The sequence below is a fragment of the Shewanella sp. T24-MNA-CIBAN-0130 genome (genome assembly GCF_040310185.1).
GTDB classification, from domain to species: Bacteria; Pseudomonadota; Gammaproteobacteria; order Enterobacterales; family Shewanellaceae; genus Shewanella; species Shewanella psychromarinicola.
In genome coordinates this window covers 23,210-49,012 of record NZ_JBEOPP010000035.1, presented here as the reverse complement: position 1 = coordinate 49,012, position 25,803 = coordinate 23,210, and the positions used below count along the sequence as shown (strand labels likewise).

Here is a 25,803-nt window from a genome sequence, read left to right as displayed (position 1 = left end):
AAATCCCCACCAGAATACTGGTAGGGATTATCTTTCATCTGCAGGATCGGTCAAGTGCTCTTAAACGATCGGCATTGATTCAATTGAATGGCTTTTTTGTCGATATTTTTAATGGTATTACTCAGGGTTAGTGACTTTTTCTGCAATAATGACTGGCAGCGTCTGCTTTTTACCCTCACGTATAATGGTCATGTTGACTTTCGTGCCCGGTGGGGTTTCTGCAATTCGGTCCATCAACATTTCAACACCAGGCACATCTTCGTCATTATACTGAGTAATAACATCCCTAGGGGTTAAACGTGCTCGGGCAGCCGGTCCGCCAGGATCGATACCCGTCACCAACACGCCTTTCAAATCTGGTAGGTTAAGTATTTGTGCCATGACAGCGTTAAGCGGTTCTCCCGAAATGCCTAACGCGCCACGAATAACCCGGCCATCCTTAATTAATTTGTCCATAATACTGTGGGCTAACTTTATCGGGATCGCAAAGCTAATGCCGTTACCACCATTATCGCCACCCACTTGGAATGCCGCGGTGTTGATACCAATGAGCTCACCACCGGTATCGACTAATGCTCCGCCAGAGTTACCGGCATTAATGGCCGCATCTGTTTGTAAGAAGTCTAAGTAACCAGAACTTAAGCCGTTGCGGCCGGTTGCACTAATAATACCTTGGGTAATGGTTTGGCCAATGTTGTAAGGGTTACCAATCGCCAATACCACATCGCCGACTTGGGCTAGTTTATCAAGATTAACCGGTACGATAGGTAAATTATCGCCTTCAATTTTTAATACAGCTAAATCTGTTTCGGGATCGGAACCCACCACTTCGGCAGTAAATTTTCGCCCATCTTGCAGTGCAATAACAATTTCGTCGGCTTTTTTTATCACATGGTAATTGGTTAGTACATAACCTTCGTTACTCATTATTACCCCAGAGCCTAAGCCTTGAAGCGAACTTGAATTGAGTGGATTACCTTGATCAATACTAAGACTGTAAATATTAGCAACTGCCGGTGCGGCTCGTCGAACGGCTTTAGCAAAAGATAATTCTGAGCCACTGGAGCTGACATTGGATAAATTATGATTGAACGAGGAATTTTGCATCAACGAGGTTATGGCTAAAAAAACAGCTGCCATGATCAGACCAAATACCACAGCTTTAGTTATATAAATGCAAGTGTCTTTTAAATTCATGGCTTGAATAATTGTTAAAAATAATAGTTGAAATATTAACATAGCTCAAAGAAATAAGCACCGACCAAAGGCTTGGCGATGCTTCATTCTTTAACTAACACCACAGACTATAACGTAATGGTTGTTATTGCTGTGTGACTCTGTTTATAGGCAGTCATCGTGTAATAAATGTTAGCGTAATATATGTTAACGTAATACAAGGTAGAGCAAATGGTTGTCTCGTAATATTTTAAGTGCCGCAGAGCTTTGATTATCTTTCAACATTTCTGTTAATGCTTTAAGGCTGGTCACTTTACTGCGGTTTAGCCCCACAATTAAATCACCTTTCTCTAAACCGCTCATTGCCGCCGGTGAGCCTTGAGCAACCTCTGTGATCTGGATGCCTTTTTTGCTGTCTTCTAACGTGGCACCTTGTAGCATAGGATGCACATTGCCCGCTTCTGCTTCGACTTTATCTGCTTTACCTAATGTCGCTTCAATAGTTTTTTTATCGCCGTCACGAATAATACCAAATTCTACTTCTGCTCCCTCGCCCATAGTGGCCACTTTTGCACGTAATTCTTGGAAGGTTTTAATACTGCGACCATTGAGGCTGACTATAATATCACCCGCTTTTAGCCCTGCTTTATCCGCAGCACTTTTTGGCATGACTTCATTAACAAAACCGCCATGCAGAGTATCTAAACCAAAAGCTTTGGCGAGTTCATTATCAAGATCGCGTCCTGATACACCTAATACCCCACGCCTGACTTCACCATGTTCAATAATTTGATCAACAAGGTTATTCACCATATTGGCAGGGATAGCGAAACCAATACCGACATTACCGCCATTAGGGGCGACAATTGCGGTATTTATCCCGATGAGTTCGCCTTTTAGGTTAACCAATGCGCCGCCAGAGTTACCACTATTTATAGCGGCATCTGTTTGGATAAAGTTTTCGAGCATTTCTATGCCTAAACCACTGCGACCTAGCGCGCTGACAATCCCTGATGTAACGGTTTGCCCAAGACCAAATGGGTTACCAATGGCAACAGCAAAATCACCAACGCGGATTTCGTCAGAATCAGTTTGCTTAATAGCGGTTAAGTTTTGGGCTTCAATTTGCAGTAAAGCAATATCGGACTCTTTATCTGCACCAATGAGCTTAGCCGTTACTTCGCGACCATCATGTAAACCAATTTGAATGTCGTCTGCACCGTTAATGACGTGATTATTGGTAATAATGTAGCCTTTATCAGCATCGATAATAACGCCAGAGCCTAAGCCTCTAAAAGGGCGTTCTTGAACTTGTTCTTGTGGTGCGTTGGGGCCAAAGAAATAGCGAAACACATCCGGTACACGTTGCTTTGACACTTGGGTGCCCGTTACCGCTACCGACACAACTGCTGGCGTTGTGCGTTCTAACATTGGCGCTAAGCTAGGTAGGGTTTGACCGTCAACGGCTTGTGGAATGGCCGCTAGCGACAGCGTTGGTGTCATGACTAACGATGCCGTTAATAACGCAGCAGAGAGTAAGCTTAATTTGGTTTTCATCTAGGGACAGCTCCTGTATACATTCAAGCTTGATGAGAAAAATATCTGGCTTGATGACATGATGTTAAAGTTAAATATCGTTAATCATTTTGCTGATGTGTTGCCTAAAGCTCGTTTTATGATGTTCTACAATGGCGAGCAAGTCAGCACAATTATAGGTAAAGAATAAGCAAATTTACGTTAATCAATCAGAGTGGCTGTTATTATGTTAGTTCCTTTTTTATTAACAAAGGTTAATTTGATCCTTTGAAGCCATTACTCGTACCTATTGTTTAATGTTATTATCCGCAGCAATTATTTGATGTAAGAGAGTCGTAATCGTGTCGCAGTTAACCCCTTGGCAACATTATCAGCAAGACCTTACCCGAGACGACTTTTCACATGATATCGCACAAGAACAAGCGGTTAAGTCATTGCAACGCGTATATGACGAGTTGATTGTCGCCGCTAAACCCGTTTCGGGCTTGAATCAGTTGTTTGCTGCGGTGGGGATAAAATCGGCATCTGCCCCAGTAAAAGGCTTGTATTTATGGGGTGGGGTTGGCCGGGGTAAAACCTATCTGATGGATACCTTTTTTGATGCCTTGCCCACGGAGAGAAAATTACGTGCTCATTTCCATCGTTTTATGCATCAAATTCATCATGACTTAGGCGAACTCAAAGGGGTACAAGATCCTCTTCTGACGATTGCTAAAAAGATGGCGTCACAATATCAAATTATCTGCTTCGATGAGTTTTTTGTGTCTGATATCACTGATGCCATGTTGTTGGGCACCTTATTTCAAGCATTGTTTAAAGAAGGGGTCGCACTTGTCGCTACCTCGAACATCATTCCTGATGAATTATACAAAAATGGCTTACAGCGGGTGCGTTTTTTACCTGCGATTGCATTGATTAACCAGCATTGTGAAGTCTTAAATGTTGATTCAGGGATTGATTACCGTCTACGGACCTTAGAGCAAGCAGAGATTTATCATTATCCACTCGATGAACAAGCTGATATCAATCTATTACATTATTTTGATCAACTCGCGCCGGAATCAGATAGATTTACCACGCCGATAGAAATCGATGGACGCGCCATTCGTATTCGTCAACAGTCGCAAGGTGTGCTGTTAATCGACTTCCGTGATTTGTGTGATGGGCCTCGTTCGCAACGTGACTACATGGAAATGGCTTGCTTTTATCATACTGTGCTTTTGAGTGGGCTTGAGCAAATGGGGGCGCAGCAAACGGGTGATGATATCGCCCGGCGTTTCTTAGCTATGGTCGATGAATTTTATGAGCGAAATGTGAAATTGATTATTTCAGCGCAAGTGGAATTGGAGCACATTTATACTGATGGCCTGTTAAGTTTTCAATTCAGGCGTTGCCGTTCAAGGTTGATTGAAATGCAATCGAGAGAGTATCTCGCGTTGGAACATTTGCCTTAGTTTACCAGCGCTATTTTTTTAAAAAAAGCCGAACGCTTTTTGTTCAACGTGTATAGAGCAGTTAATTTAAAATATTATCAAAAAGCAGGTGATCTTTGCTGTGGCTTTGCGTATAATCTGCGACCTGCCCGCGTTAATCCGCCAATTGGGCGGAAGTTATAAGCCAATATTCATGTTCGAAGGGGCAAGAATCGGTAATTTTGTGTTGATTGCAATCCGCATTCAGCATGTAAGACAGAAAATTAACTTTGGGTTTTTGTAATAATGAAGACTTTTACTGCTACACCAGAAACTGTAACTCGTGACTGGTTTGTTGTTGACGCTGAAGGCAAAACTTTAGGTCGTATCGCAACTGAAATCGCAACTCGCTTACGTGGCAAGCATAAGCCAGAATACACACCGCACGTTGACACTGGTGATTATATCATCGTTATCAATGCTGAAAAGGTAACTGTAACTGGTAATAAAGCTGCTGGTAAGATTTACTACTCTCATTCAGGCTTCATTGGTGGCATTAAGCAGATCAGCTTTGAGAAGCTTCAAGCTCATAAGCCTGAAATGATCATCGAGAAAGCAGTTAAGGGTATGTTACCAAAAGGTCCTTTGGGCCGTGCTATGTTCCGTAAGCTTAAAGTTTACGCTGGCACAGAACATAACCATGCTGCACAACAACCACAATTTCTTGATATCTAAACGGGAGGAGTAATAAAATGGCTGCAACTCAGTACTACGGCACTGGCCGTCGCAAAACATCTACAGCTCGCGTTTTCGCTAAAGCAGGTAGTGGCAATATCGTTGTTAACCAACTTCCACTGGATGTGTATTTTGGTCGTGAAACGGCTCGTATGGTTGTTCGTCAACCATTAGAGTTAGTTGAAATGACTGATAAATTAGACATCTATGTAACTGTTAAGGGCGGTGGTACTACTGGCCAAGCTGGTGCAATTCGTCACGGTATTACCCGTGCACTATTGCAACTAGATGAAACATTACGTCCTTCTCTACGTACCGCTGGTTTTGTTACCCGTGATGCACGTAAAGTTGAGCGTAAGAAAGTTGGTCTACGTAAAGCACGTCGTAAGCCACAGTTCTCTAAGCGTTAATTCGTTTTTTGGATTCAAAAAACCCAGCTTACGCTGGGTTTTTTATTGCCTAAAATTTAGCGCGCAAGATGTGTTTTGTGTGCATATTAATGATGTTCTATAAAATCGCTGCAGATAAGCTCGAAAACATCGGCCGAAGATGTCATGCCAATCAAATTACTTTACTCTGTGTTGACGCATTTTAACGTACGACGGCATGATCTATTTTGTTCCATACAAGATAAGACATTTCCTCCATTGTCCATGGCGGTCAGATACAAAAGGTAGATCAACCCAGAGCAGTTGCCGAACAACACTATGCCTTTAAGTCTTGGTCTTGATTAAAACAACTTAAATTCCCGCTGCATGACCCAATATTGAACACGATTGGTGTCAGTTAAAGAGAGACTACAACATGAATATACAGCTGTTAATAACCGCATTTGGCTTAGTTTTAATTCTTGAAGGGCTTGGTCCGTTACTTTTCCCTAACAAGTGGCAAAAATATTTATTAGAGCTTTCAACACAAAAGCAAAATGTTCTCAGACGCTTAGGTGGCTGTTTAGTGACTATAGGCGTCATTTTATTGATCACATTTCAATAAAATACTTGCCTATAACCCCCTAAAATCTGTTAAAATTCTATTTTATACCACAAGACGTTGCAGCTAATCATGGGTAAGAATGTAGTCGTGCTCGGCACTCAATGGGGTGACGAAGGTAAAGGTAAGATTGTCGACCTTTTAACAGAACAGGCAAAATATGTAGTTCGTTACCAAGGCGGCCATAATGCCGGTCATACTTTGGTAATTGATGGTGAAAAAACCGTTCTTCATCTTATTCCGTCAGGTATTTTACGTGATAACGTAAAATGCATTATCGGTAATGGTGTGGTCGTTTCTCCTGATGCGTTGATGACAGAAATCAACATGTTAAAAAAACGTGGTGTCCCTGTAGAGGAACGTTTATTAATTTCTGAAGCATGTCCGCTTATCCTTCCATTCCATTGTGCATTAGATGTTGCCCGTGAGAAAGCGCGCGGTAATAAAGCCATTGGCACCACTGGACGGGGTATTGGTCCTGCATATGAAGACAAAGTCTCTCGTCGCGGTTTGCGCATTGGTGATTTGTTTAATGCAGAACTATTTGCGACTAAGTTACAAGAAGTTATGAAATACCATAACTTTATGCTAACTGAGTACTACCATGTTGAAGCCGTTGATTATCAGCAAACACTAGATGATGCATTGGCAATTGCTGATTATCTCAAAAGCATGTGTACTGATGTCAGTGAAATGTTAGATGTTGCCCGTAAAGCGGGTGAGCCCATTCTATTTGAAGGCGCTCAAGGAACATTATTGGATATCGACCACGGTACTTATCCATTTGTGACCTCATCAAACACAACTGCGGGTGGTGTTGCGACGGGTTCAGGTTTTGGTCCTCGTCATCTAGACTATGTGTTAGGCATCATGAAAGCGTACACGACGCGTGTCGGTGCGGGTCCATTCCCAACGGAATTAACCAATGAAATTGGTGATTATATTGGTGAGAAAGGCCAAGAGTTTGGTGCTACAACGGGTCGCAAACGTCGCCCTGGTTGGTTAGATGCTGTGGCCATGCGCCGTGCCGTTCAAATCAACAGTCTTAGCGGTTTTTGCTTAACTAAATTAGACGTTTTAGACGGTCTAAAAGAAGTTAAGATTTGTGTTGGCTATCAATATGCTGATGGAACAGTTTCAAAGGTGACCCCTTTAGCTGCTGAAGGTTATGATCTAGTTACCCCAATTTATGAAACTATGCCTGGTTGGAGTGAAAACACTTTCGGTGCCACAACCATCGAGCAATTACCTGCCGCGGCAATTAATTATATCAAGCGTCTCGAAGTGTTATTAGAAACGCCCATTGATATTATCTCTACCGGTCCGGATAGAAATGAAACCATGATTTTGGTGAGTCCGTTCAAGTAAACTAAAAAGGCCGCGATAAGCGGCCTTTTTAATGAGTGCGATTAACTGTCGTAGCAGTTTCTACTCAAGAAATACGCTATACTGCCGATGGGTTAGTCATGATAGTGTCATCGAGAATCCTTATGTTGCGTATCTCTTTATTGTTGTTGAGTGTTGTGTCCATCAATGTTTTTGCGGTCACCGAAGCCGTCGATATCTATAGCGATCAACAATTGATTTCGCTCATTCGTTCAAATCAATATTTGCAACGCGTAAAAGCTGACGACTGTCAGTTAGTGCAAGACATTGAAGCCCGTGCAGAAGTGTTGCAGCAACCCATGTACCAGTTTTTATGGGGTGAAATGCTCAATAACGGTGTGTGCGTAAAGGCACATCCCTCTCGCGGTATGGCACTACTGCAAACCGCTGCAGAGCAAGGTAGCCCCGAAGCGATGGTAAAATTGGCAGATTATTATTATCGCGGTAAACTAGTGGTTAAAGATCCTAATCGTGCAGTGCAATATGTGTTGCCTGCCGCAGCGAATGGGGATTTAACCGCAAAAATGATATTGGTTCGTTTATTTGGACAAGGCTACGGAAGTCCTGCCGATTATGAACTAGGCTATCATTGGTTATATAACAGTATATTTGACGACGACGCCCAACAGAAAAAGGCCTCGTCCTTATTGCAGATGCTAGCTGCAAAAATGCCTGCCAGTATTGTGGCCAGAGCACAGCAGCCACAGCTGTACACACGTTAAAGGCTCCACGATATGGAGCGAATTATTTGGAAATTGAATGATCAACGATCCTCATTTTGAGAGAGAACAAGACAAGTACGACAATCCTATTCCTAGCCGTGAGTATATTTTAGAATACTTGCGTGCACAAAAGTCTCCTGTTACCCGCGATAAAATTGCCGAAGCATTAACCATTACTGAAGAAGTGCCATTAGAAGCGCTTCGTCGCCGTTTACGCGCAATGGAACGTGATGGGCAATTAGTCTTTACCCGCGGGCAAAGCTATGGCTTACCTGAACGGATGGATTTATTGTCTGGTACGGTTTTAGGCCATCGCGATGGATTTGGCTTTTTTAAGCCAGATGAAGGCGGTGATGACTTATTTATTAATAATCGCGATATGCTGATGTATTTCCATGGTGATAAAGTGCTCGCTCAAAAAGCGGGTACCGATCGTCGTGGTCGCCGTGAAGCACGTATTGTCCGACTAGTACATGAGCGAACCGCAGCGTTAGTTGGACGTTATCACGTCGACAGCGGTATGGGCTTTGTGATTGCAGATGACCGACGTATTACCCAAGAAATATTAATCGCCAGCGAAGATACGTTTGGCGCTCGCGCCGGTGATGTGGTTGTTGTTGAATTAACTCGTCGTCCAGGTCGTTTTGTTAAAGCAGCAGCAAAAGTGACTGAAGTCTTGGGTAAGACAATGGCACCGGGTATGGAAATCGAAATTGCGTTACGTAATTATGATTTACCCCATACTTGGTCTGAGATTATTGAGAAAAAACTTAAACGTATTCCCGACGAAGTCACCGAAGACGATAAGTTAGGTCGCGTTGATTTACGTCATTTACCGTTGGTCACCATTGATGGCGAAGATGCCCGTGATTTTGACGATGCGGTATACGCTGAAGCAAAACCAAGTGGTGGCTGGCGTTTATGGGTTGCGATTGCTGATGTGAGCCATTATGTACGTACTGATTCTGCATTAGATACTGAGGCTCACTCACGAGGTAACTCAGTATATTTTCCGTCGCAAGTTATTCCAATGTTGCCTGAGAAAATCTCTAACGGCTTGTGTTCATTAAAGCCCCAGGTCGATCGTTTGTGCATGGTGGCCGAGATGACCATTTCTGCTGCCGGCAAATTATCGGGAACCAAGTTTTATTCTGCAGTAATGCACTCTCATGCTCGTTTTACTTACACTCAAGTGGCCGCGATGCTTGAAGGTGGCGCTATTGCGCCTGAGCACGAAGCGTTATTCCCACATTTATTGTGTTTGCAGTCATTATATCTCACCTTAGATAAGCGTCGTGCAGAGCGTGGGGCAATTGCATTTGAAACCCTAGAAACGCAGTTTATCTTTAATGAGCAGCGTAAAATTGACAAAATCGTCCCAAGAGGTCGTAACCAAGCGCATAAGATCATCGAAGAATGTATGATTTTAGCCAACGTGGCTTCAGCTAAGTTTGTTAAAAAACACAAAGGCGAAGTGCTATACCGTGTTCATGAAGCTCCATCGGCGCAAAAACTGGCTAATTTTAAAGAGTTTCTTGCTGAACGCGGCTTAAGTATGGATGGTGGACTCGAGCCGACACCGACAGACTATCAAAATATCATGCTGAAAATAGCCGATCGCCCTGACTTTGAGCTAATTCAAGTGATGTTATTGCGCTCTATGCGTCAAGCAGTCTATAGCCCAGATAACGAAGGTCACTTTGGTTTGGCATTAGAAGCGTATTCGCATTTTACCTCGCCAATTCGCCGTTACCCTGATTTGGTTTTGCATCGAGTGATCAAATATTTGCTCGCAAAAGAGCAGGGCGATGTTAACGATAAGTGGACGCGGGATGGGGGTTATCTCTACCAACTTGAAGAATTAGATTTATTAGGTGAAGAATGCTCTACCACTGAGCGTCGCGCTGATGAAGCAACTCGCGATGTCAGTGATTGGCTGAAATGTGAATATATGCAAGATCATGTCGGCGATACCTTCGATGCAGTTATTGCCTCAGTCACTAGTTTTGGATTGTTTGTTAGACTTAACGAATTATTTATTGATGGGCTGGTGCATATTTCAAGCCTGGCCAGTGACTACTATAAATTTGATCCTATGCGCCAACGATTAATTGGTGAAAATACTCGCCAAGTATACCAAGTGGGTGATGAAGTGACCGTTAAAGTTGCCGCGGTTAATCTTGATGATCGTCAAATTGACTTGTTGATGGTGGGTGACAACAGTAAAGGCGCGGGTAAACCTGCACGCAAAGGCAGCAAACCTTCAACCGCTCGTGAACGAGTGAATGCAGAAGGGGCTAAATCGGCACGGGGTAAATCGACAGGTAAATCTGATAAACCTAAGTCGGATAAGCCTAAATCGGATAAGCCTAAATCTGATAAACCTAAGTCGGATAAGCCTAAATCGGATAAGCCTAAGCCCAGCAAGCGTCGTTCAAGTGGAAAAGCTTCATCGCCAGCAGCCAAACCTGCGGTTGCTAACAACTCTTCCGCTGTGGAACAAAAAGCTGATGCCACAAAACCCAATTCTAGTGTTAAGAAAAACCCTGCCAAGCGCAGCAAGAGATAGTAATTAAATGAAAAAACAAGATACCATTTTTGGCATTCATGCCGTTGAAGCATTGTTAAATAATAGCCCTGAACGCGTCATTGAGCTTTGGCTATTACAAGGCCGTGATGACGAACGCTTAACACCGTTGATTAATATAGCGTCCACGTTTGGTACCACACTTCAGCGTGCTGCACGTAAAGTATTAGATGACAAAGCCGGTAGTTCACATCACCAAGGTATTGTTGCGCGAGTAAAAGCGCTTAAGCCTCTAACTGAAAGTGATTTAGATGCATTGCTTGATAAAACAGAAGTGCCTTTTTTATTAATTTTAGACGGCGTTACTGATCCGCATAACCTTGGTGCGTGTCTACGTAATGCAGATGCTGCGGGTGTGCATGGGGTTATCGTGCCGAAAGATAATTCAGTCGGATTAACCTCAACAGTAAGCAAAGTCGCTTGTGGCGCAGCCGAAATCATACCGTTATTTCAAGTGACTAACCTTGCTCGTACCATGCGTCACTTGCAAGATAAAGGTGTTTGGATAGTCGGCGCGGCAGGTGAAGCTGAGAGTAATGTATATCAAGCTGACCTTAAAGGGCCGCTAGCGGTTGCTATGGGTGCTGAAGATAAAGGTTTGCGCCGGTTATCTCGCGAAGGCTGTGATTCATTGGTTTCAATTCCGATGGCTGGAAGCGTGTCGAGTCTCAACGTGTCTGTTGCTTCAGGGGTTTGTTTATTTGAAGCGGTCAGGCAGCGTTTAAGTTAATGACCAACCAGTAGCTTGTTTGCTATAAAGCGCGATCAAAAAACGGCGATATTTATCGCCGTTTTTTATTGTTCAATACTTTATTCATCACATATCAAAGTAAAGAAAATTAGCGTCTACCGATTTCGTTGTCGACATCCTCGTCATCCAATTCTTCCGCGATCAAATTATCAGCGCTCACAATGCTAGCATAAGCGGTATTATATTCTGCTGGCTCATCGGTATCATCAAACTCATCATCGGTTGATTCTGGCATGATATCAAATGCACCCTCAGCAGGATTGATCATTTGCTCGTTGACCATTTCAATATCCACGCGTGGATCTAACGAGGCTGCTAGCGGCGAGCCTACCATGTCACCCGCTGCCATTATATAATCTTCGGTAGTCGTGTGCTCAGCTTTTTGACGGACATTAATCCATAGTAGTCTTACGAGTAAAGTAAACGAACAGATGGCCATAAATCCATAGAGCATTTGGTCGCCTAACGCTTGCATTAAGCCAGAAGCAACTAAGGGGCCAATACTTGCTCCTATACCGAACGTGACTAATATTGTGGCTGACAGTCCTACTCGCTCGTGTTGCTCTACGCGCGAGTTAGCTAATGCGGTTGCTAATGGATACAAGGTAAAAGCTAAAATACCAAATAGGCTGGTTAATATTAATGAATATACTGAGTGGAATGGGACGACAGTAATAATTAATACGATAACACCCAATAAAGTGCAGTTAATTCGAATTAATAAGCTACGAGAGATCTTGTCGGATAATTTACCCATGGGCCATTGAGCTAACAATCCTGCAAAAATGGTACAAGACATGTAGATCGCAACGTGTTCAGGATCAATGCCTTTGGCAGTGGCGTAAGATGGCGCCAAACCATAAAAACACCCCACTATCATGCTACCTAATGCTATCGTTGTTAGGGCTTGAGGAGCGAGTTTCCAATAACGACCCATTTGTAACGGTGCTGGCGTTAACGGTTCAGGATGAATTCTGCGGGTGATTGAAATTGGCACAATACATAATGCGAAGCATATGGCTATTAATAGTAGCGGTTCTAACCCTAGATCAGGATATAAGCTAATGGCTCCCTGGCCAGCCATTAATGCTAAGTAAGATACAATCATGTAACTCGCAAAAACAGTGCCGCGTTGATTGGTTTCAGCTTGTTCGTTCAACCAGCTTTCTAACACCATGTATTGGCACATCATTCCCATACCGACAGCAAAACGTAGCACTAACCAGACAGTTAAGTTGTCTATTAAGGCATGACCCAGTGCAGAGGCGGTAACGATCCCCGCACAAGCAACAAAAGCACGAATATGGCCAACTTGAGCAATGAGTTTATGACCCACTTTAGAGCCGCAGACAAGCCCAATATAGTAGGCTGACATCATGCCACCAATCCATATCTGTGGAACTTGCATGTTAGTCAGGCTTAAGCCTAAGTAAGTGGTTAGTAAACCTGCCGCCAGCACCATTAAAAAGGTGGTGCTATATAATGATGCAAAACTGCGAAGCGGGCTGTCCATAACTGGGCCTTTATTGGTTCAAAAAGGCTTCATGGCCTTATTTAGTGGTTCAAAAAGGCCATGAGGCCTTATTTATTGAGTGTATTGCTTCGCTTCAATGAAGATCAATAACTATTGAAACGTGTATAACAAGTTGAATGTGGTAATGGTATCGGTATTTCTACTTTCATCAGGAACCACCTCGGTGTACTTGATGTTCATGCCTATTTTAAATGCCCAATCCTGAATAAAAGTATTTTTATAACTCATATCAAGAGTTAATGTATTGTTGTCTTGACCTGTTTCAGCGGTCACATCGGCATTAAAGCTAGTGTACTCTTGTAATTTAACCGTGTACTTAGCCGCAGAACGCAGAATAATATCGCGGTTTGCTTCTGGGTCAGGCACTAAGGTACTTTCTTTGGCTAAGTCATAACGATAACCCGGACCGACTTCAAGGCTTAATTTGGTTTTATAGTTTTTAATTAAATCAAAACCATAACCTGCTGAAATAGTTGAAATTTGTGTGTATGAGCCAAATTGGTCCCAGGTAAATTCACCACGACCAAACACATAACCTCGTTCCAACTTATAGTTTGACTGTAAAAACAGCTGATATCGCTCTGCGGTCGACTCGGTTCCATCAGCAGCATAATATGCTTTTATCGTCGCTTCCTGTTTGGTACTCGGCGAGTCATAAGTTAAATAAGTGCGGCCGTTGAAGTTTTTAGTTTCATTATTGCCACTATTTAACTGAAGTCCTGCTTCAATCTCAGCATTAAAATTACTGGGTGGCTCTTGGTAATCTGGTGGAACCAATGCCCATGCTGGTGCAGACAATAGAAAGAAGCAGCATGTGGTTACTATTTTTTTTATAGACATCATTAGAGTGTTTTATTCTTAACGGCGTAAACGCGATATTTTGGACTGTCGACATCATACCTGTAATCAAGATTGCTGAAAAGAGTGAGTTAGTGCTTGAGTTTACGGCGCACTTTATGTATCATCGCGCGCTCAAATCAGTCACTTTAATTCGTTCCTTGCCTCTAACTTGGTCTGACTGAGCCAAAACGAGGCTACCTAACCGTAAGGAGCAATAGATGCGTCATTATGAAATCGTATTTATGGTTCACCCAGATCAAAGTGAACAAGTCCCAGGTATGATTGAGCGTTGCACCGGTATTATCACCGCTGCTAATGGTACAGTCCACCGTTTAGAAGATTGGGGTCGCCGTCAATTGGCTTACCCAATTCAAGACCTACATAAAGCTCACTATGTTCTTATGAACGTAGAAGCATCTGCAGAGTCTATTGAAGCACTAGAAACAGCTTTCCGTTTCAACGACGCTGTTCTGCGTAACATGGTAATGCGCACTAAAGTTGCCGTTACTGAAGATTCTCCTATGGCAAAAGCAAAAGACGAACGTGAGACACGTCGTTCACCTGCTGATGACCGTAAGGTAGAAGAAAGCGCTGAAGAAAAGGCTGAATAATTTTTTGTGAATAACCACTTAACGTTGTCAGGAACGATAACTCGTTCAAGGCGATTTGATAGCCCTAGCGGTATTGCCCATGTGGTCATAACGGTAGAGCATAAATCACAGCGACAAGAAGTAGAAATGTTGAGAAACGTCTACTGTTTGATCCAAGTGGTATTAAGTGGCCCGCGCTTTAATAGCGTTGCAAATAAATTACAAGCAGGTGTGCAAGTTGATGTTGAAGGGTTTCTTTCACTACAACAAGGGCGAAATGGCCAAAACCGTTTAGTCTTGCATGCTGAAAATGTCGAATTGAAAACTTAGGAGACTGTCAAAATGGCACGTTATTTCCGTCGTCGCAAGTTCTGCCGCTTCACCGCTGAAGGTGTTGTACAGATTGATTACAAAGATATCGTTACTTTAAAGAACTATATCACTGAAAGCGGTAAGATTGTTCCTAGCCGTATCACTGGTACTAGTGCTAGATATCAACGTCAACTAGCTCGCGCTATCAAGCGTGCTCGTTATCTTTCTCTACTGCCATATACTGATTTACATCAGTAATATTGCAGTATTAATTCCTAATCGAATATAGAGGACTTGATAATGAACGTTATTCTGCTAGATAAAGTTGCAAACTTAGGTAGCTTAGGCAACCAAGTTTCTGTTAAAGCTGGTTATGCTCGTAACTACCTTTTACCTTACGGTAAAGCAGTTGTAGCAAATGCAGCAAACATTGAAGTATTTGAAGCTCGTCGTGCTGAATTAGAAGCTAAATTAGCTACTGAATTAGCAACAGCGACAGCTCGTGCTGATAAATTAACTGTTTTAGAAGGTGTAGTTATTACTTCTAAAGCGGGTGATGAAGGTAAATTGTTCGGCTCAATTGGCAACCGTGATATCGCTGATGCAGTTACTGCAGCTGGCGTAATTCTTGCTAAATCTGAAGTTCGTTTACCTTTAGGTGCTTTACGCACTACTGGTTTCTTCGAAATTGAAGTTCAAGTACACGCTGAAGTTAAAGCCGTAGTTAAAATTTCTGTAGTTGCAGAAGCTTAATTACCTTTAGCTCCATAAAAAACACCGCCCTAGGGCGGTGTTTTTTTATGTCTGCGATTTAATCCCTAGCCTTGCTAACCATAACTGTTTAGGCCGCACGGCCAGCTGTTTGGGATCGTTCAATGTCAGAGAATATTCCAGTGAACATCTATTTGATGGTCACTGGTATATTGTTTACTAGGGTTAGTTTGGTTCTTTTCCAGCTGTTGCTTCAGGGGCTACTACAACCGCTGCTTTGGCAAGTGTTTTAGTTACAGCTTTAGTTACAACTTCGGGCACAGCTTCAGGTGCGACTACAACCGCTGCTTTGGCAGGTGTTTTAGTTACAGCTTTAGTTACAACTTCGGGCGCTGCTTCAGGTGCGACTAAAACCACTGCTTTGGTAGGTGCTGTCGTTGTAACTTCGGGTACGGCTTCAGGCGCTACTTCAATTACCGTATCTGCTTGTGCCTCAGTTGCCACTTTGGGTGCGACTACCGTTACTGCTTCAGCCGTCGCTATGGTAGGAACTTCAGTCGCTACTTCAATTGCAACATCGGGCGCTACTTCCGTTACCGCTTTGACTGGCGCCTCAGTTGCCACTTTGGGTGCTAGTACCGTTACTGCTTCAGCCGTCGCTTTGGTAGGAACTTCAGTCGCTACTTCAGTTGCTACTTCAATTGCAACATCGGGCGCTACTTCAGTTACCGCTTTGACTGCCACCTCAGTTGCCACCTCAGTTGCCACTTCGGGTGCTACTACCGTTGTTGTTTCTGTCGTCGCTTTAGTAGACGTTTCAGATGTAATTTCTGGCAATATTTCAGTTGTCGCTATGGCAGTTGCTACCTTTGCTTCTCCTTCAGCCTTGGTCACTAATGTTAACTCTTTTATCAAATTGTCAGCGTGATCGACCTTATCCATCATCCACAAAATGTAGCGAATATCGACATGCACTGCACGGGTAATCGTTGGGTTAAAGAACCAATCTTTAGTAATGGCTTCATAAGTTGAGTCAAAGTTAAGACCGACTAATTCGCCTTTACCATTAAATACCGGTGATCCGGAATTACCGCCTGTAGTGTCAGCGCTTGATAAAAAGTTAACTGGTACTGAGTTAAAATCAGCTGGCTTGTCTAAACAAGACATAAACTGACAACTACTTTGCTGTCGATATACCGATGTGACGCGATGCTTGCCCAAGTCATCAGCTTTAATGGCTGCTAATAGCTTGGCCGGGACATAGTAAGGTTCTTCTCCGGTGTTTTTAGCAAGGATGCCGGCTAAGCGAGTAAATGGTTGCTTGTATAACGCATCTTTGGATTGGTAACCATCAACCATGCCATAAGTAATGCGTAAGGTGCGATTAGCATCGGGATATACTGGCCAGTTATTTGATTTGTAATAGTCAATAATCGCCTTCATGTATTCAGGGTGAACGAACGACAGCTTACCTTCAAGCAACTTTTCACTTATCTCTAATGTCATGTTGGTTTCATGAATGGCGACCGCTAAACGAATAAACGGGTCTGCGCTAATTTCAAAATCTGCAGCCGTTTTAGCCATCCATGCAAGGCGTTTAGTTTGATTAGTTAGCTCAGTTAGTGCGTATAAACTTTCAACTTTTGTTTCTAGCGGTTCAAAACTGTCTGAGATGCTTAAGGCATTATCAAACACTTGGTTTTTTAACGGTTGGCGAACATAAGCTTGTAAGTCTTGTAGCCATAAAATTTTATCGACCACGGGGTCAAAGCTGCTATCGATGCGTTTGAGTGCTGCTTTAAACATTTTCATATCACGAAGCTGAAACCCAGATTCACGTTGGTCATTGGGTTTCTTTCTTTCTTTAGCCAAACGGTAAAGTTTACTCGCTACCTGAAGCATTTCGCTTGATTGGGCATTTTTAAAGAAATAATTGGTTTGCATTTGCTGATGTTTTTCGGCAAGTAGCGCTTCAAGATCGCTGATTAGATTTTGGTTAGCATTAGGGTCTTTTTTAAGCCAAGCTAAAAAGTCATTCTCGCGTTGCTGCTTAATGCCGACAATATCGGTAGCGTTAAAGCCATCTAACAAGCCATTAAGTTTTTTCATTCGATTAGCCATTGAGGCCATAGCGCCAGCATATTTAAGCGCAATATCTTTATCGATATCTCCCATCAAGGTAATGGTGTCAATTTGTAATTGGTAGCGTTTTGCATACGTTGGATATATCCAATCACTGGCAAATTGCAGCTCGCTGGTTAAGTTGTATCGGCTGGTCGCGCCTGGATAACCGGCAACAAAGATACCGTCACCGGCTTTAACACCGTCAGCATTAATTTTAAGGTAGCTTTTAGGGCTATAAGGAATGTTATCTTCTGAATAAGAGGCCGGTTTACCGTTTTTACCGACATAAGCTCGTAAAAATGTAAAATCACCTGAATGACGGGGATATTCGTAGTTATCAATATCACCACCAAATCCGCCAACACTTTCAGGGGGGGCATACACTAAGCGTACATCACGAATGATTAACTGTTTAGTCAGATAATATTCTAAACCATGGTGAAAACTGTTAACCGAACAGCGATAGTTGTCATCTGCTTCGCAGCTTTTGATTAATGCTTTGCTGTTGGTTTGAATGCCTTTAAAGCGTGCCAAAGGTTCAGTACTTAAGTTAGCCATCACTTGGCTGGTCACGTTGGTGACTTTCTCGGTAATGTATAAGCGTTCGTTTGGCCCTGCTGAAGGTTCCTCTGCTTGAGTGTTTGCTAAAAAGCCATCTTCGAGGTAATTATGTTCTTTTTTACTGTTATATTGTATGCCGCGATAAGCACAATGATGGTTTGTGACAACTAGGCCTTGGGGGGATACAAAACTGGCGGTACAATACCCCAGACTGACGACAGCATTCATTGGGTATTGTCCCAAATCGGCCAGTTGTGATGCGGGAATAGCAATACCGCGTTGTTGGAGTTTGTCGGCTATGGATGGCATTTGATACGGTTGCCATTGGCCTTCGTCGGCACAGGCAAAGCCAGATGTCAGCAAAAGTGCTGCAACAAGTGCGATACGCATGTATTTTCCTTAAATTATTATTTTATTTCCGTTTGACGGAGCCGTTATTTTAATTCGTAATGATGGCAAATTAAGCTTGATCACGGTGTTATACCATATTTTGTAAAGTCGTTGTAAATTGGGAGTGTTAATGTCACAGCAAGGTGCTTTTAAAGCCAGAAACAGGCAGAGAGATGTAGAAGTTAATGCATTAAAATTGCCTCCTCACTCTATTGAAGCAGAACAATCCGTTTTAGGTGGATTGATGCTAGACGCTGAAGCGTGGGATCGTGTTTCTGAAGCGGTTGTGGCCGAAGATTTTTATTCTCGTTCTCATCGAATGATTTTCATGGCTATGCAACGTTTAATGGAGTCTAGCCAACCTCTAGATTTGATTACCGTATCCGAGCAGTTAGAAATTGAAGACCAATTAGACGATGCCGGCGGCTTTGCTTATCTTGGTGAAATTGCCAAAAACACCCCCAGTGCAGGTAACATTTTATCTTACGCTGATATTGTTCGTGAACGTGCTGTTGTTCGTGACATGATCGCTGTTGCTCACGAAATTGCTGATGCGGGTTATAACCCAGAAGGCCGTGATTCAAGTGCATTATTAGATTTGGCTGAAAGCAAAGTGTTTAAAATTGCTGAAATGCGTACTAATGCCAATGAAGGCCCAGAAAACATTAAAAGCATTCTTGAAAAAACCGTCGACAGGATTGAGCAGCTTTACAATAATCCTCATAATGGTGTTACTGGTGTTTCAAGCGGTTTTAATGATTTAGATAAAATGACTGCAGGTTTTCAGGCTGGCGATTTAATTATTGTTGCCGCACGTCCTTCCATGGGTAAAACGACCTTTGCGATGAACTTGTGTGAACAAGCCGCTATGAATGAAGATAAGCCGGTGCTCATTTTCAGTCTGGAGATGCCATCTGAGCAGATCATGATGCGTATGTTGGCGTCGCTGGGCCGAGTTGATCAAACCAAAATTCGTACTGGCCAACTAGACGATGAAGATTGGGCGCGCGTGTCATCGACCATGGGCATTATGCTTGAACAAGGTAAAATGTTTATCGATGACGGCTCAGGACTCACCCCAACAGACGTACGCAGTCGTGCCAGGCGTATTGCTCGAGAGCACGGTGGTTTGTCTATGATCATGATCGATTACCTACAACTAATGCAGGTACCGTCGTTAAAAGATAACCGTACTTTGGAAATTTCGGAAATTTCTCGCTCGTTAAAAGCGTTAGCTAAGGAACTGGAAATTCCGGTTATCGCGTTGTCGCAGCTCAACCGCTCACTAGAGCAGCGTGCTGACAAACGTCCAATTAACTCTGACTTGCGTGAATCGGGTGCGATTGAGCAGGATGCCGATTTGATTATGTTCATTTATCGCGACGAAGTGTATAACGATAACTCTGAAGATAAAGGCACTGCTGAGATCATTATTGGTAAACAGCGTAACGGACCCATTGGGCGTATTCGTCTAGTATTCCAAGGTCATTTTTCTCGTTTTGATAATTATTCTGGTCCACAGTTCGACCAAGATTAATCATTGATTATGTTATATTTAGTTATATTTTTCCGTTGTTTATGATAGCAACATATCGCTGTTAGTGTGGTTGCATTTGATGCATCAAATCACCTAACAGGCAGTAAAACGTGGCGTGTTATTTATTGTTTAATTAGGGCTATCTATTGAAACCTTTTCCCCGTGCAGAAATTAGTCGTTGTGCTTTACAAAGTAACCTAGCGCAACTGCGTCTTATTGCGCCAAATAGCAAAGTGATGGCTGTGGTTAAAGCCAATGGCTATGGTCATGGCTTATTAAATGTGGCTGAAAGTGTCGGCAAGTATAATGGCGGCGCAGATGGGTTTGGTTTAGCAAGGCTTGAAGAAGCGCTGCAGCTCAGAGACGGCGGCGTAAAAGGTAAGCTTCTATTATTAGAAGGTTTTTTTCGTCAGTCAGACTTACCAATATTGGTGACTCATAATATCGACACTGTGGTGCACCATGAATCGCAATTGCAAATGCTGGAAACTGTCAGTTTAGATCAACCTGTTACTGTATGGATAAAAATCGATACGGGTATGCATCGTCTTGGCTTTAGCTTGGCGCAGTTTGATGATGTTTATCAACGTTTACAAGCGTGCCCTCAAGTGGCGAAACCGATTCATTTTATGACTCATTTTGCTTGTGCTGATGAGCCTGATAATCAATTAACCCAGTTGCAAATAGATGCTTTTGAACGCAAGATAAAGTCGCTTGAAGGCGATTGCACTTTAGCAAACTCAGCCGGTACTTTGTTTTGGCCGTCGAGCCAAGCCGATTGGATAAGACCCGGTATTGCGCTTTATGGTGTATCTCCGCTGGCTGGTGATAAAGGGAGTAACCATAAACTTGTGCCTGCCATGGAGCTGGTGTCTAATCTCATCGCCGTGCGCGAGCACAAAGCGGGTGACAGTGTCGGTTACGGTGCATTTTGGACCGCAAAAAAAGATACCCGTCTAGGTGTGGTAGCAATAGGTTATGGTGATGGTTATCCACGCAATGCACCAGAAGGCACGCCAGTATGGATTAATGGACGCCGAGTGCCAATAGTGGGCCGAGTGTCGATGGACATGTTAACCGTTGACTTAGGTGCTGATGCGCAAGATAACGTGGGTGATAATGTACAACTGTGGGGTAAGGCGTTGGCGGTAGAAGAGGTTGCCGAATATATTGGCACTATTGCTTACGAGTTGGTCACTAAATTAACCCCACGAGTCTTGGTTGAGCTGCTTGATTAGTCATACCATGCTCTGGTGTTATGCCCAATACGCAGTCGCGGCTTGGGCATTTTAGTTTATGGCTGTTTGACAGCATTATTGAGAGTATTTTCGAGAGTATTCTTGATGGTATCAGAGTCGGCAATCTGGCCGGGTCATTTCAATCTATCTGCGACATTGATTACACCGATTGGACATCCTCAAAACAAATTTCAATAAAGGCGCTGCCATATTCGTGGGTAAACGGCATTAATATTTTTTTACCACGTGCTTTGTGGGAAATCGTATGGTTTTCACCAGAGACTACGGCGGGTGTTGCCATATCAAACTCATAGCCTTTTTCGCTGAGTAAGTTTTTAGCGCCACCAGTGACCATGTTAGTGAGCTCACCGACTAAATCAGTCACTTCATCATTAATAACCCCAGGGTTTTCAGCTAACATTTTATTCATAATTTCAAGGATTAATGTTTTTTCGAAAGTAATTGAAAGCGAACCGCGAGTTTTAGGGCCCACCATACCAATCAAGCCAGATACATCACCTTTAGCTATATCATGGTTTTTTAATTGAGGTTTACCAGGTTTTAAATCCATTGTTGCCATGGTAGAGATAACATTGATTAAAGACACAAGAAATGGGTTGATGAATTCAACGTTCATAGGCTAAGAGATCCTTCTACATATAAAGAGTGGTGATAAGGAGATAGTTAAGGAGATAAAGAGGGCTCACGTTACACGGGCCAATCATCATAAACCATCAAAGGTGCTGATTATGATAAATACTGACTATATCAGTAAAGTGGAATACTGCTTCTAGCTTAAAACACAAAAATGAAATGGAAAGAGACATTATTAGCAAAAACAATGTTTAGGCAAGTGTTTAGTGTTAATAGTCTAATTTTCAGCTGGATGAATTAATTTATTTCTGTGGGATGTTGTTTAGTGTTAACTCGATTCTATTCCATGTTTTATAACGACCATAGCATTGATATTAGCTAAACCATCACATGCGCCATCTAGCTAGATTTTCATGACTAACTCATTTGTACCCGTGCGACGTGAAGTCGTATGAAGCGCTGTTCACCACTTTGAGTAGCTGGTCTCCCGTTGCAAGAAAACTAGAAGAACTTTGTTAATGGAGAAACGCAAGCGATGACTTCAAATGAAGTTAGTGCCTCTCCTTGCTTTGCTCAATGACAATCCATCGATTGGAGAATCATTAAGAAAAAAGTATCAAATCTACAAGTGAGTATTGCGAAGGTAACCCTTGTGGTTACGCACTAACATAGTGCGCCTTAGTGGAGGCTTGAGCCGTATGCAGTGAACTGTTCTTAGGAGAGCGGCACTTGGCAACGGGTGCAGCCTATCCGACCAAAGTAAGTCAGATCTTAGTTTTGCTCCTTTCTATGTGGCACTCATTTGCAGACAAATATGAAATTAAATCGAAGATAGCTAAATTACCGGTGTAGATGAGTCAGCGAGTCTCCAAAATAGGGACGTTTTGGTTAAGCCCACATGGACGTGCTCGTGGCGTCTCGCTTAATCATCTGCACAAGAGCATGCGGCAGGCAATTAGTTACCATGACGCAGCGTTATGAATCAAACATAGCTAATACCAAATAAGTCAGTATATCTGACACGTTCTAGTCCCTATCCAGCCACCTTGTCTGAACCTGAGTGCATGCTTATTGGATCAATCCCTCAAGAGTTGTTTGTTGATCGTTTGGTAAAGAATCTTTGTCCCGTGTATAATCTTTCGTTTGATGCAGCAAGGCGTCATGCATGGGTTTCCCGCTTACCAAAATCCAATATTTTATGGTTTCCTGCTGGTTCCCCTTGCGCTAAAAACCTTTAGACATGTGCACAATTAACCCAGATTATGAGTATAAAGAATTCAGTGAATACAACGCCAAAGCTAGTGACACCAACGGATACTCTCGATCGCACCTTTTCCATTGCGCCTATGCTGGATTGGACAGATCGCCACTATCGTTACTTTGCTCGTTTAATGTCGAGCAAAGCCTTGTTGTATACCGAGATGATCACCACGGGTGCGATATTGCAAGGTAAGGGCGACTATTTGGCCTATAACACTGCAGAACATCCACTGGCGTTACAGTTGGGTGGCTCTAACGCGGTTGATTTAGCGGCGTGTGCCAAGTTGGCTGCTGAGCGTGGTTATGATGAGGTGAACCTGAATGTGGGTTGTCCGTCTGATAGAGTACAAAATGGCCGCTTTGGTGCGTGTTTAATGGCCGAGCCTGAGTTAGTTGCACAATGCGTTGATGCGATGAAACAAGTCAGTGATATTCCGATTACAGTCAAAACCCGTATTGGGATTGATGAGCAAGACAGTTATCAATTTTTAACCGACTTTATTGATATCGTCAGTGCCAAAGGTTGTGGTGCTTTTACTATTCATGCGCGTAAAGCCTGGTTGCAAGGCTTAAGCCCGAAAGAGAATCGTGAGATCCCGCCGTTAGATTATGATCGGGTGTATCAATTAAAGCGCGATTATCCACAGTTGAACATCAGCATTAACGGTGGCATTAAAACGTTAGACGAAGCAAAGCTACATTTAGCCCAGCTTGACGGGGTGATGGTGGGGCGTGAAGCTTATCAAAACCCGTATATGTTGGCGCAAGTAGATCAACAGTTGTGCGCAATCGATAAAGTGGTGATTACTCGCCAACAAGTGATAGAACAAATGTTACCTTATATTGAAGCGCATTTAGCCCAAGGCGGTCGTTTAAATCATATTACCCGTCATATGATTGGTTTATTTCAGGGCTTACCAGGTTCGCGTGGCTGGCGTCGGCATTTGAGTGAGAATGCTCATAAGCCCAATGCTGATATTGGGGTTGTGCTTAACGCCGCTGAATTTGTCGATGCAAAAGCACTCGCCAGTGACGAATCTACTTTGATATAATTCTCGTTATATAGAGAATTATGTCACCAGATTATATCGCGAGCTTATGTCGTGAATAAGACGTGAAATAAACGGCCAGACAGACATGTTGAAAACAGCTGTTAGCATATAAAAAGCGCCTATTATTAGGCGTTTTTTGGTTTTGTCTCTCGCTAGAATCGCTAGCGGAACCATAAAGCCTGCTAAACAACAGTGTCTAATACCATAAGCTAGACAGTCACTAATACAGTCACCGACATTTTCACACTTCAACCACTAACCCAGTCACCAAGTTAACCACTAATCTCTGCCACAGCCTCTCAGTTGGCGGTGATATTTCGCTATTTATTGCTACTTTTTAGCCTTGCTATAATGCTGCATAAAAATCGCTGGTCATTTTCACTAACTAGATGGTGATTTTTACTACCTGTTGGTTTTTTGTTCTATATTTTAGTTCAGTTATATTAACGATAATTAATTGATTTAGTCAATTAATTAGCAGGTTACTGTTGTTTTTTAAAGTTGGCACGCTGCTTGTAATACCTATTGTATAATCAACTAGACGAGTGTTTAGTTGTCATCAACCAGCACAATAAAGGATTCCATTATGTCTATTTTAACTTCAACTAACGTTATTCGTCGTAGTGTTCAGTTATCAGTTGCTGCAGCATTATTGGTTACCGCCAGTGTTTCGGCACAGGCTGATGAAATGTCAACCGCTAATACAGTTGCTGCACTTGAACAGACTATGACCCAAGCTAGTCAAGAAATGATTGCCAATGTAAAACAAGAGTTAATGTTGTCGTTGCAAACTCAAATAGCTGAACAGGTATTTGAAATGAATTCAGCCCTAGAGTTTGCTAGCTTTGAACAACCACAAACCACAACAACCTTGACCACTGAGAACAAGTAATGGATTGGATAATGAATATAGCTTTGGTGCTGCCATTAATGTCGTTATTGTTATTGCCAGTGATCAGTTTTGCACTGTGTGCGACAGTAGTCAGCTGGCTATTATGGCCAAGCATTAATGACCAAGCTTAATCTGAACACCATTACTGACTAGGATAAACCTGGTTGAGTACGAGAGGATAATATGAAGCGTTTAATCAATAGATTACAAGATGAAACTCGGATCGTATGTGGCGTATCAGCTAAGTTGGCTAAACAATACGGCTGGTCATTACTTTGGACACGTGTTGTGACACTAGGGCTCGTTGTCAGTAATCCCAGTATCGGTTTGTTAGCTTACTTTGTGATAGCCGTAGTGATGAGTCAAAAAACGACTCGATTTTAACGTCTACCCAGCACTAAATACTTCTCCGAGTTAGATGAGTTCAGCCGCTTTTTGTTGGCCCACGATTAAGGGTAACAATAAGCTTGATGCGGCTTCAGGAACCAAGAGCAGACTAACAAATGGCATCTGAAATCTAGCCCTATTGTCGGCATACACTAAGTCGCAATGAAGTAGCAAGGTTGTACCCATTCCCACCGCAGCCCCGTCACAGCAGGCACAACCGGTTTTTTAAGACCCAATAAGCAAAGCAAGAATGTAACCGTTGGATGCCCCTCGACTAATTGACCACTCTTGAGGACATCTGCTTTCTCATTACCTGATGTAAAGCCATTTTCTGTACCATGTACCATGAAGCATAAAGGCACGTATTGGGATTAACGACCAAGACAGCCATCAATGTTTAACTGACTTTATTAGATCTATGAGTGGAAAAGGTTGCAGTGTTTTACCATTGATGCGCGAAAGCATGGTTACAAGGCTTAAGCTCGA

22 protein-coding genes and 2 pseudogenes are annotated in these 25,803 nt (G+C 42.8%); 17 read left to right on the top strand and 7 right to left on the bottom strand.

Features of this window, described 5'->3' with window-relative positions; genetic code table 11:
- Positions 1-117 precede the first annotated feature (117 nt).
- Complete coding sequence (gene degS / locus AAEZ02_RS14235; RefSeq protein WP_124012471.1) at positions 118-1,197, bottom strand: outer membrane-stress sensor serine endopeptidase DegS; 1,080 nt, start codon at positions 1,195-1,197, stop codon at positions 118-120.
- Between the two features lie 186 nt (positions 1,198-1,383).
- Complete coding sequence (gene degQ, locus AAEZ02_RS14230) at positions 1,384-2,733, bottom strand: Do family serine endopeptidase DegQ (RefSeq protein ID WP_101034060.1); 1,350 nt, start codon at positions 2,731-2,733, stop codon at positions 1,384-1,386.
- A gap of 320 nt (positions 2,734-3,053) precedes the next feature.
- On the opposite strand from degQ, the gene zapE reads away from it, so the two are divergent.
- The 8 genes from zapE (at position 3,054) to rlmB (ending at position 11,274) form a co-directional block, all read left to right on the top strand.
- Positions 3,054-4,166 (top strand): cell division protein ZapE, encoded by a 1,113-nt coding sequence (gene zapE / locus AAEZ02_RS14225; RefSeq protein WP_124012470.1) that lies wholly within the window; start codon positions 3,054-3,056, stop codon positions 4,164-4,166.
- Positions 4,167-4,430: 264 nt separating this feature from the next.
- The gene (gene rplM / locus AAEZ02_RS14220) at positions 4,431-4,859 is read left to right on the top strand and encodes a 50S ribosomal protein L13 (RefSeq protein ID WP_101034062.1); all 429 of its coding nucleotides are present in this window, start codon (positions 4,431-4,433) and stop codon (positions 4,857-4,859) included.
- A 17-nt stretch (positions 4,860-4,876) separates the two neighbouring features.
- Positions 4,877-5,269 (top strand): 30S ribosomal protein S9, encoded by a 393-nt coding sequence (gene rpsI, locus AAEZ02_RS14215; protein WP_101034063.1) that lies wholly within the window; start codon positions 4,877-4,879, stop codon positions 5,267-5,269.
- Between the two features lie 394 nt (positions 5,270-5,663).
- Complete coding sequence (locus AAEZ02_RS14210) at positions 5,664-5,852, top strand: DUF2065 domain-containing protein (protein ID WP_124012469.1); 189 nt, start codon at positions 5,664-5,666, stop codon at positions 5,850-5,852.
- A 69-nt stretch (positions 5,853-5,921) separates the two neighbouring features.
- A complete protein-coding gene (locus tag AAEZ02_RS14205) occupies positions 5,922-7,217 on the top strand; it encodes an adenylosuccinate synthase (RefSeq protein ID WP_101034065.1) in 1,296 nt (431 codons plus the stop codon).
- A gap of 122 nt (positions 7,218-7,339) precedes the next feature.
- Positions 7,340-7,957 (top strand): tetratricopeptide repeat protein, encoded by a 618-nt coding sequence (locus tag AAEZ02_RS14200; protein ID WP_164839439.1) that lies wholly within the window; start codon positions 7,340-7,342, stop codon positions 7,955-7,957.
- A 37-nt stretch (positions 7,958-7,994) separates the two neighbouring features.
- The gene (gene rnr, locus AAEZ02_RS14195; protein ID WP_124012468.1) at positions 7,995-10,526 is read left to right on the top strand and encodes a ribonuclease R; all 2,532 of its coding nucleotides are present in this window, start codon (positions 7,995-7,997) and stop codon (positions 10,524-10,526) included.
- A 7-nt stretch (positions 10,527-10,533) separates the two neighbouring features.
- On the top strand, positions 10,534-11,274 hold the full coding sequence (gene rlmB, locus AAEZ02_RS14190) for a 23S rRNA (guanosine(2251)-2'-O)-methyltransferase RlmB (RefSeq protein ID WP_351075131.1): 741 nt from the start codon (positions 10,534-10,536) through the stop codon (positions 11,272-11,274).
- 109 nt (positions 11,275-11,383) lie between these two features.
- Here the strand turns inward: rlmB and AAEZ02_RS14185 are convergent, their stop codons facing one another.
- Positions 11,384-12,808, bottom strand: coding sequence for an MFS transporter (locus AAEZ02_RS14185; RefSeq protein WP_335686783.1), 1,425 nt, complete (start codon positions 12,806-12,808; stop codon positions 11,384-11,386).
- Between the two features lie 111 nt (positions 12,809-12,919).
- Positions 12,920-13,672, bottom strand: a complete 753-nt coding sequence (locus AAEZ02_RS14180; RefSeq protein ID WP_101034070.1) for a DUF481 domain-containing protein — start codon at positions 13,670-13,672, stop codon at positions 12,920-12,922.
- Between the two features lie 215 nt (positions 13,673-13,887).
- On the opposite strand from AAEZ02_RS14180, the gene rpsF reads away from it, so the two are divergent.
- Genes rpsF through rplI form a run of 4 tightly spaced genes read left to right on the top strand, consistent with a single transcriptional unit; the run spans position 13,888 to position 15,324 of the window.
- Positions 13,888-14,280 carry a 30S ribosomal protein S6 gene (gene rpsF / locus AAEZ02_RS14175; protein WP_101034071.1) on the top strand — a complete coding sequence of 131 codons (393 nt, stop codon included), beginning with the start codon at positions 13,888-13,890 and terminating at the stop codon, positions 14,278-14,280.
- A gap of 6 nt (positions 14,281-14,286) precedes the next feature.
- On the top strand, positions 14,287-14,589 hold the full coding sequence (gene priB / locus AAEZ02_RS14170) for a primosomal replication protein N (protein ID WP_101034072.1): 303 nt from the start codon (positions 14,287-14,289) through the stop codon (positions 14,587-14,589).
- Positions 14,590-14,601: 12 nt separating this feature from the next.
- Entirely contained in the window at positions 14,602-14,829 is a 228-nt protein-coding gene (gene rpsR, locus AAEZ02_RS14165; RefSeq protein ID WP_101034073.1) for a 30S ribosomal protein S18, read from the top strand.
- A 42-nt stretch (positions 14,830-14,871) separates the two neighbouring features.
- Positions 14,872-15,324: a 50S ribosomal protein L9 gene (gene rplI, locus AAEZ02_RS14160; RefSeq protein ID WP_101034074.1), complete on the top strand. Its 453-nt coding sequence runs from the start codon at positions 14,872-14,874 to the stop codon at positions 15,322-15,324.
- An 843-nt stretch (positions 15,325-16,167) separates the two neighbouring features.
- Here the strand turns inward: rplI and AAEZ02_RS14155 are convergent.
- Positions 16,168-18,357: pseudogene (locus AAEZ02_RS14155) on the bottom strand (S46 family peptidase); the annotation flags it as partial.
- 130 nt (positions 18,358-18,487) lie between these two features.
- Here AAEZ02_RS14155 and dnaB point away from each other — a divergent pair.
- Both dnaB and alr read left to right on the top strand, forming a co-directional pair.
- A complete protein-coding gene (gene dnaB / locus AAEZ02_RS14150; protein WP_101034076.1) occupies positions 18,488-19,894 on the top strand; it encodes a replicative DNA helicase in 1,407 nt (468 codons plus the stop codon).
- Positions 19,895-20,040: 146 nt separating this feature from the next.
- Positions 20,041-21,132 carry an alanine racemase gene (gene alr, locus AAEZ02_RS14145; RefSeq protein ID WP_124012464.1) on the top strand — a complete coding sequence of 364 codons (1,092 nt, stop codon included), beginning with the start codon at positions 20,041-20,043 and terminating at the stop codon, positions 21,130-21,132.
- A gap of 160 nt (positions 21,133-21,292) precedes the next feature.
- Here the strand turns inward: alr and AAEZ02_RS14140 are convergent, their stop codons facing one another.
- Entirely contained in the window at positions 21,293-21,769 is a 477-nt protein-coding gene (locus tag AAEZ02_RS14140) for a chemotaxis protein CheX (RefSeq protein ID WP_124012463.1), read from the bottom strand.
- A gap of 1,219 nt (positions 21,770-22,988) precedes the next feature.
- Between AAEZ02_RS14140 and dusA the strand changes: the two genes are divergently transcribed.
- The 3 genes from dusA (at position 22,989) to AAEZ02_RS14125 (ending at position 25,314) form a co-directional block, all read left to right on the top strand.
- A complete protein-coding gene (gene dusA, locus AAEZ02_RS14135; protein WP_124012462.1) occupies positions 22,989-24,038 on the top strand; it encodes a tRNA dihydrouridine(20/20a) synthase DusA in 1,050 nt (349 codons plus the stop codon).
- Between the two features lie 586 nt (positions 24,039-24,624).
- Complete coding sequence (locus tag AAEZ02_RS14130; protein WP_124012461.1) at positions 24,625-24,930, top strand: hypothetical protein; 306 nt, start codon at positions 24,625-24,627, stop codon at positions 24,928-24,930.
- A 183-nt stretch (positions 24,931-25,113) separates the two neighbouring features.
- On the top strand, positions 25,114-25,314 hold the full coding sequence (locus tag AAEZ02_RS14125) for a PspC domain-containing protein (protein WP_101034131.1): 201 nt from the start codon (positions 25,114-25,116) through the stop codon (positions 25,312-25,314).
- 33 nt (positions 25,315-25,347) lie between these two features.
- Here the strand turns inward: AAEZ02_RS14125 and AAEZ02_RS14120 are convergent.
- Positions 25,348-25,667, bottom strand: a pseudogene (locus AAEZ02_RS14120) (enoyl-CoA hydratase-related protein); the annotation flags it as partial.
- Positions 25,668-25,803: the final 136 nt, after the last annotated feature.

What these genes read in the sequence shown, in the direction of transcription:
- degS (WP_124012471.1), bottom strand. Translation starts at nt 1,197, where the DNA reads ATGAATTTAAAAGACACTTGCATTTATATAACTAAAGCTGTGGTATTT.
- degQ (WP_101034060.1), bottom strand. Translation starts at nt 2,733, where the DNA reads ATGAAAACCAAATTAAGCTTACTCTCTGCTGCGTTATTAACGGCATCG.
- rplM (WP_101034062.1), top strand. Translation starts at nt 4,431, where the DNA reads ATGAAGACTTTTACTGCTACACCAGAAACTGTAACTCGTGACTGGTTT.
- rpsI (WP_101034063.1), top strand. Translation starts at nt 4,877, where the DNA reads ATGGCTGCAACTCAGTACTACGGCACTGGCCGTCGCAAAACATCTACA.
- AAEZ02_RS14210 (WP_124012469.1), top strand. Translation starts at nt 5,664, where the DNA reads ATGAATATACAGCTGTTAATAACCGCATTTGGCTTAGTTTTAATTCTT.
- AAEZ02_RS14205 (WP_101034065.1), top strand. Translation starts at nt 5,922, where the DNA reads ATGGGTAAGAATGTAGTCGTGCTCGGCACTCAATGGGGTGACGAAGGT.
- AAEZ02_RS14200 (WP_164839439.1), top strand. Translation starts at nt 7,340, where the DNA reads ATGTTGCGTATCTCTTTATTGTTGTTGAGTGTTGTGTCCATCAATGTT.
- rnr (WP_124012468.1), top strand. Translation starts at nt 7,995, where the DNA reads ATGATCAACGATCCTCATTTTGAGAGAGAACAAGACAAGTACGACAAT.
- rlmB (WP_351075131.1), top strand. Translation starts at nt 10,534, where the DNA reads ATGAAAAAACAAGATACCATTTTTGGCATTCATGCCGTTGAAGCATTG.
- AAEZ02_RS14185 (WP_335686783.1), bottom strand. Translation starts at nt 12,808, where the DNA reads ATGGACAGCCCGCTTCGCAGTTTTGCATCATTATATAGCACCACCTTT.
- AAEZ02_RS14180 (WP_101034070.1), bottom strand. Translation starts at nt 13,672, where the DNA reads ATGATGTCTATAAAAAAAATAGTAACCACATGCTGCTTCTTTCTATTG.
- rpsF (WP_101034071.1), top strand. Translation starts at nt 13,888, where the DNA reads ATGCGTCATTATGAAATCGTATTTATGGTTCACCCAGATCAAAGTGAA.
- rpsR (WP_101034073.1), top strand. Translation starts at nt 14,602, where the DNA reads ATGGCACGTTATTTCCGTCGTCGCAAGTTCTGCCGCTTCACCGCTGAA.
- rplI (WP_101034074.1), top strand. Translation starts at nt 14,872, where the DNA reads ATGAACGTTATTCTGCTAGATAAAGTTGCAAACTTAGGTAGCTTAGGC.
- dnaB (WP_101034076.1), top strand. Translation starts at nt 18,488, where the DNA reads ATGTCACAGCAAGGTGCTTTTAAAGCCAGAAACAGGCAGAGAGATGTA.
- AAEZ02_RS14140 (WP_124012463.1), bottom strand. Translation starts at nt 21,769, where the DNA reads ATGAACGTTGAATTCATCAACCCATTTCTTGTGTCTTTAATCAATGTT.
- dusA (WP_124012462.1), top strand. Translation starts at nt 22,989, where the DNA reads ATGAGTATAAAGAATTCAGTGAATACAACGCCAAAGCTAGTGACACCA.
- AAEZ02_RS14130 (WP_124012461.1), top strand. Translation starts at nt 24,625, where the DNA reads ATGTCTATTTTAACTTCAACTAACGTTATTCGTCGTAGTGTTCAGTTA.
- AAEZ02_RS14125 (WP_101034131.1), top strand. Translation starts at nt 25,114, where the DNA reads ATGAAGCGTTTAATCAATAGATTACAAGATGAAACTCGGATCGTATGT.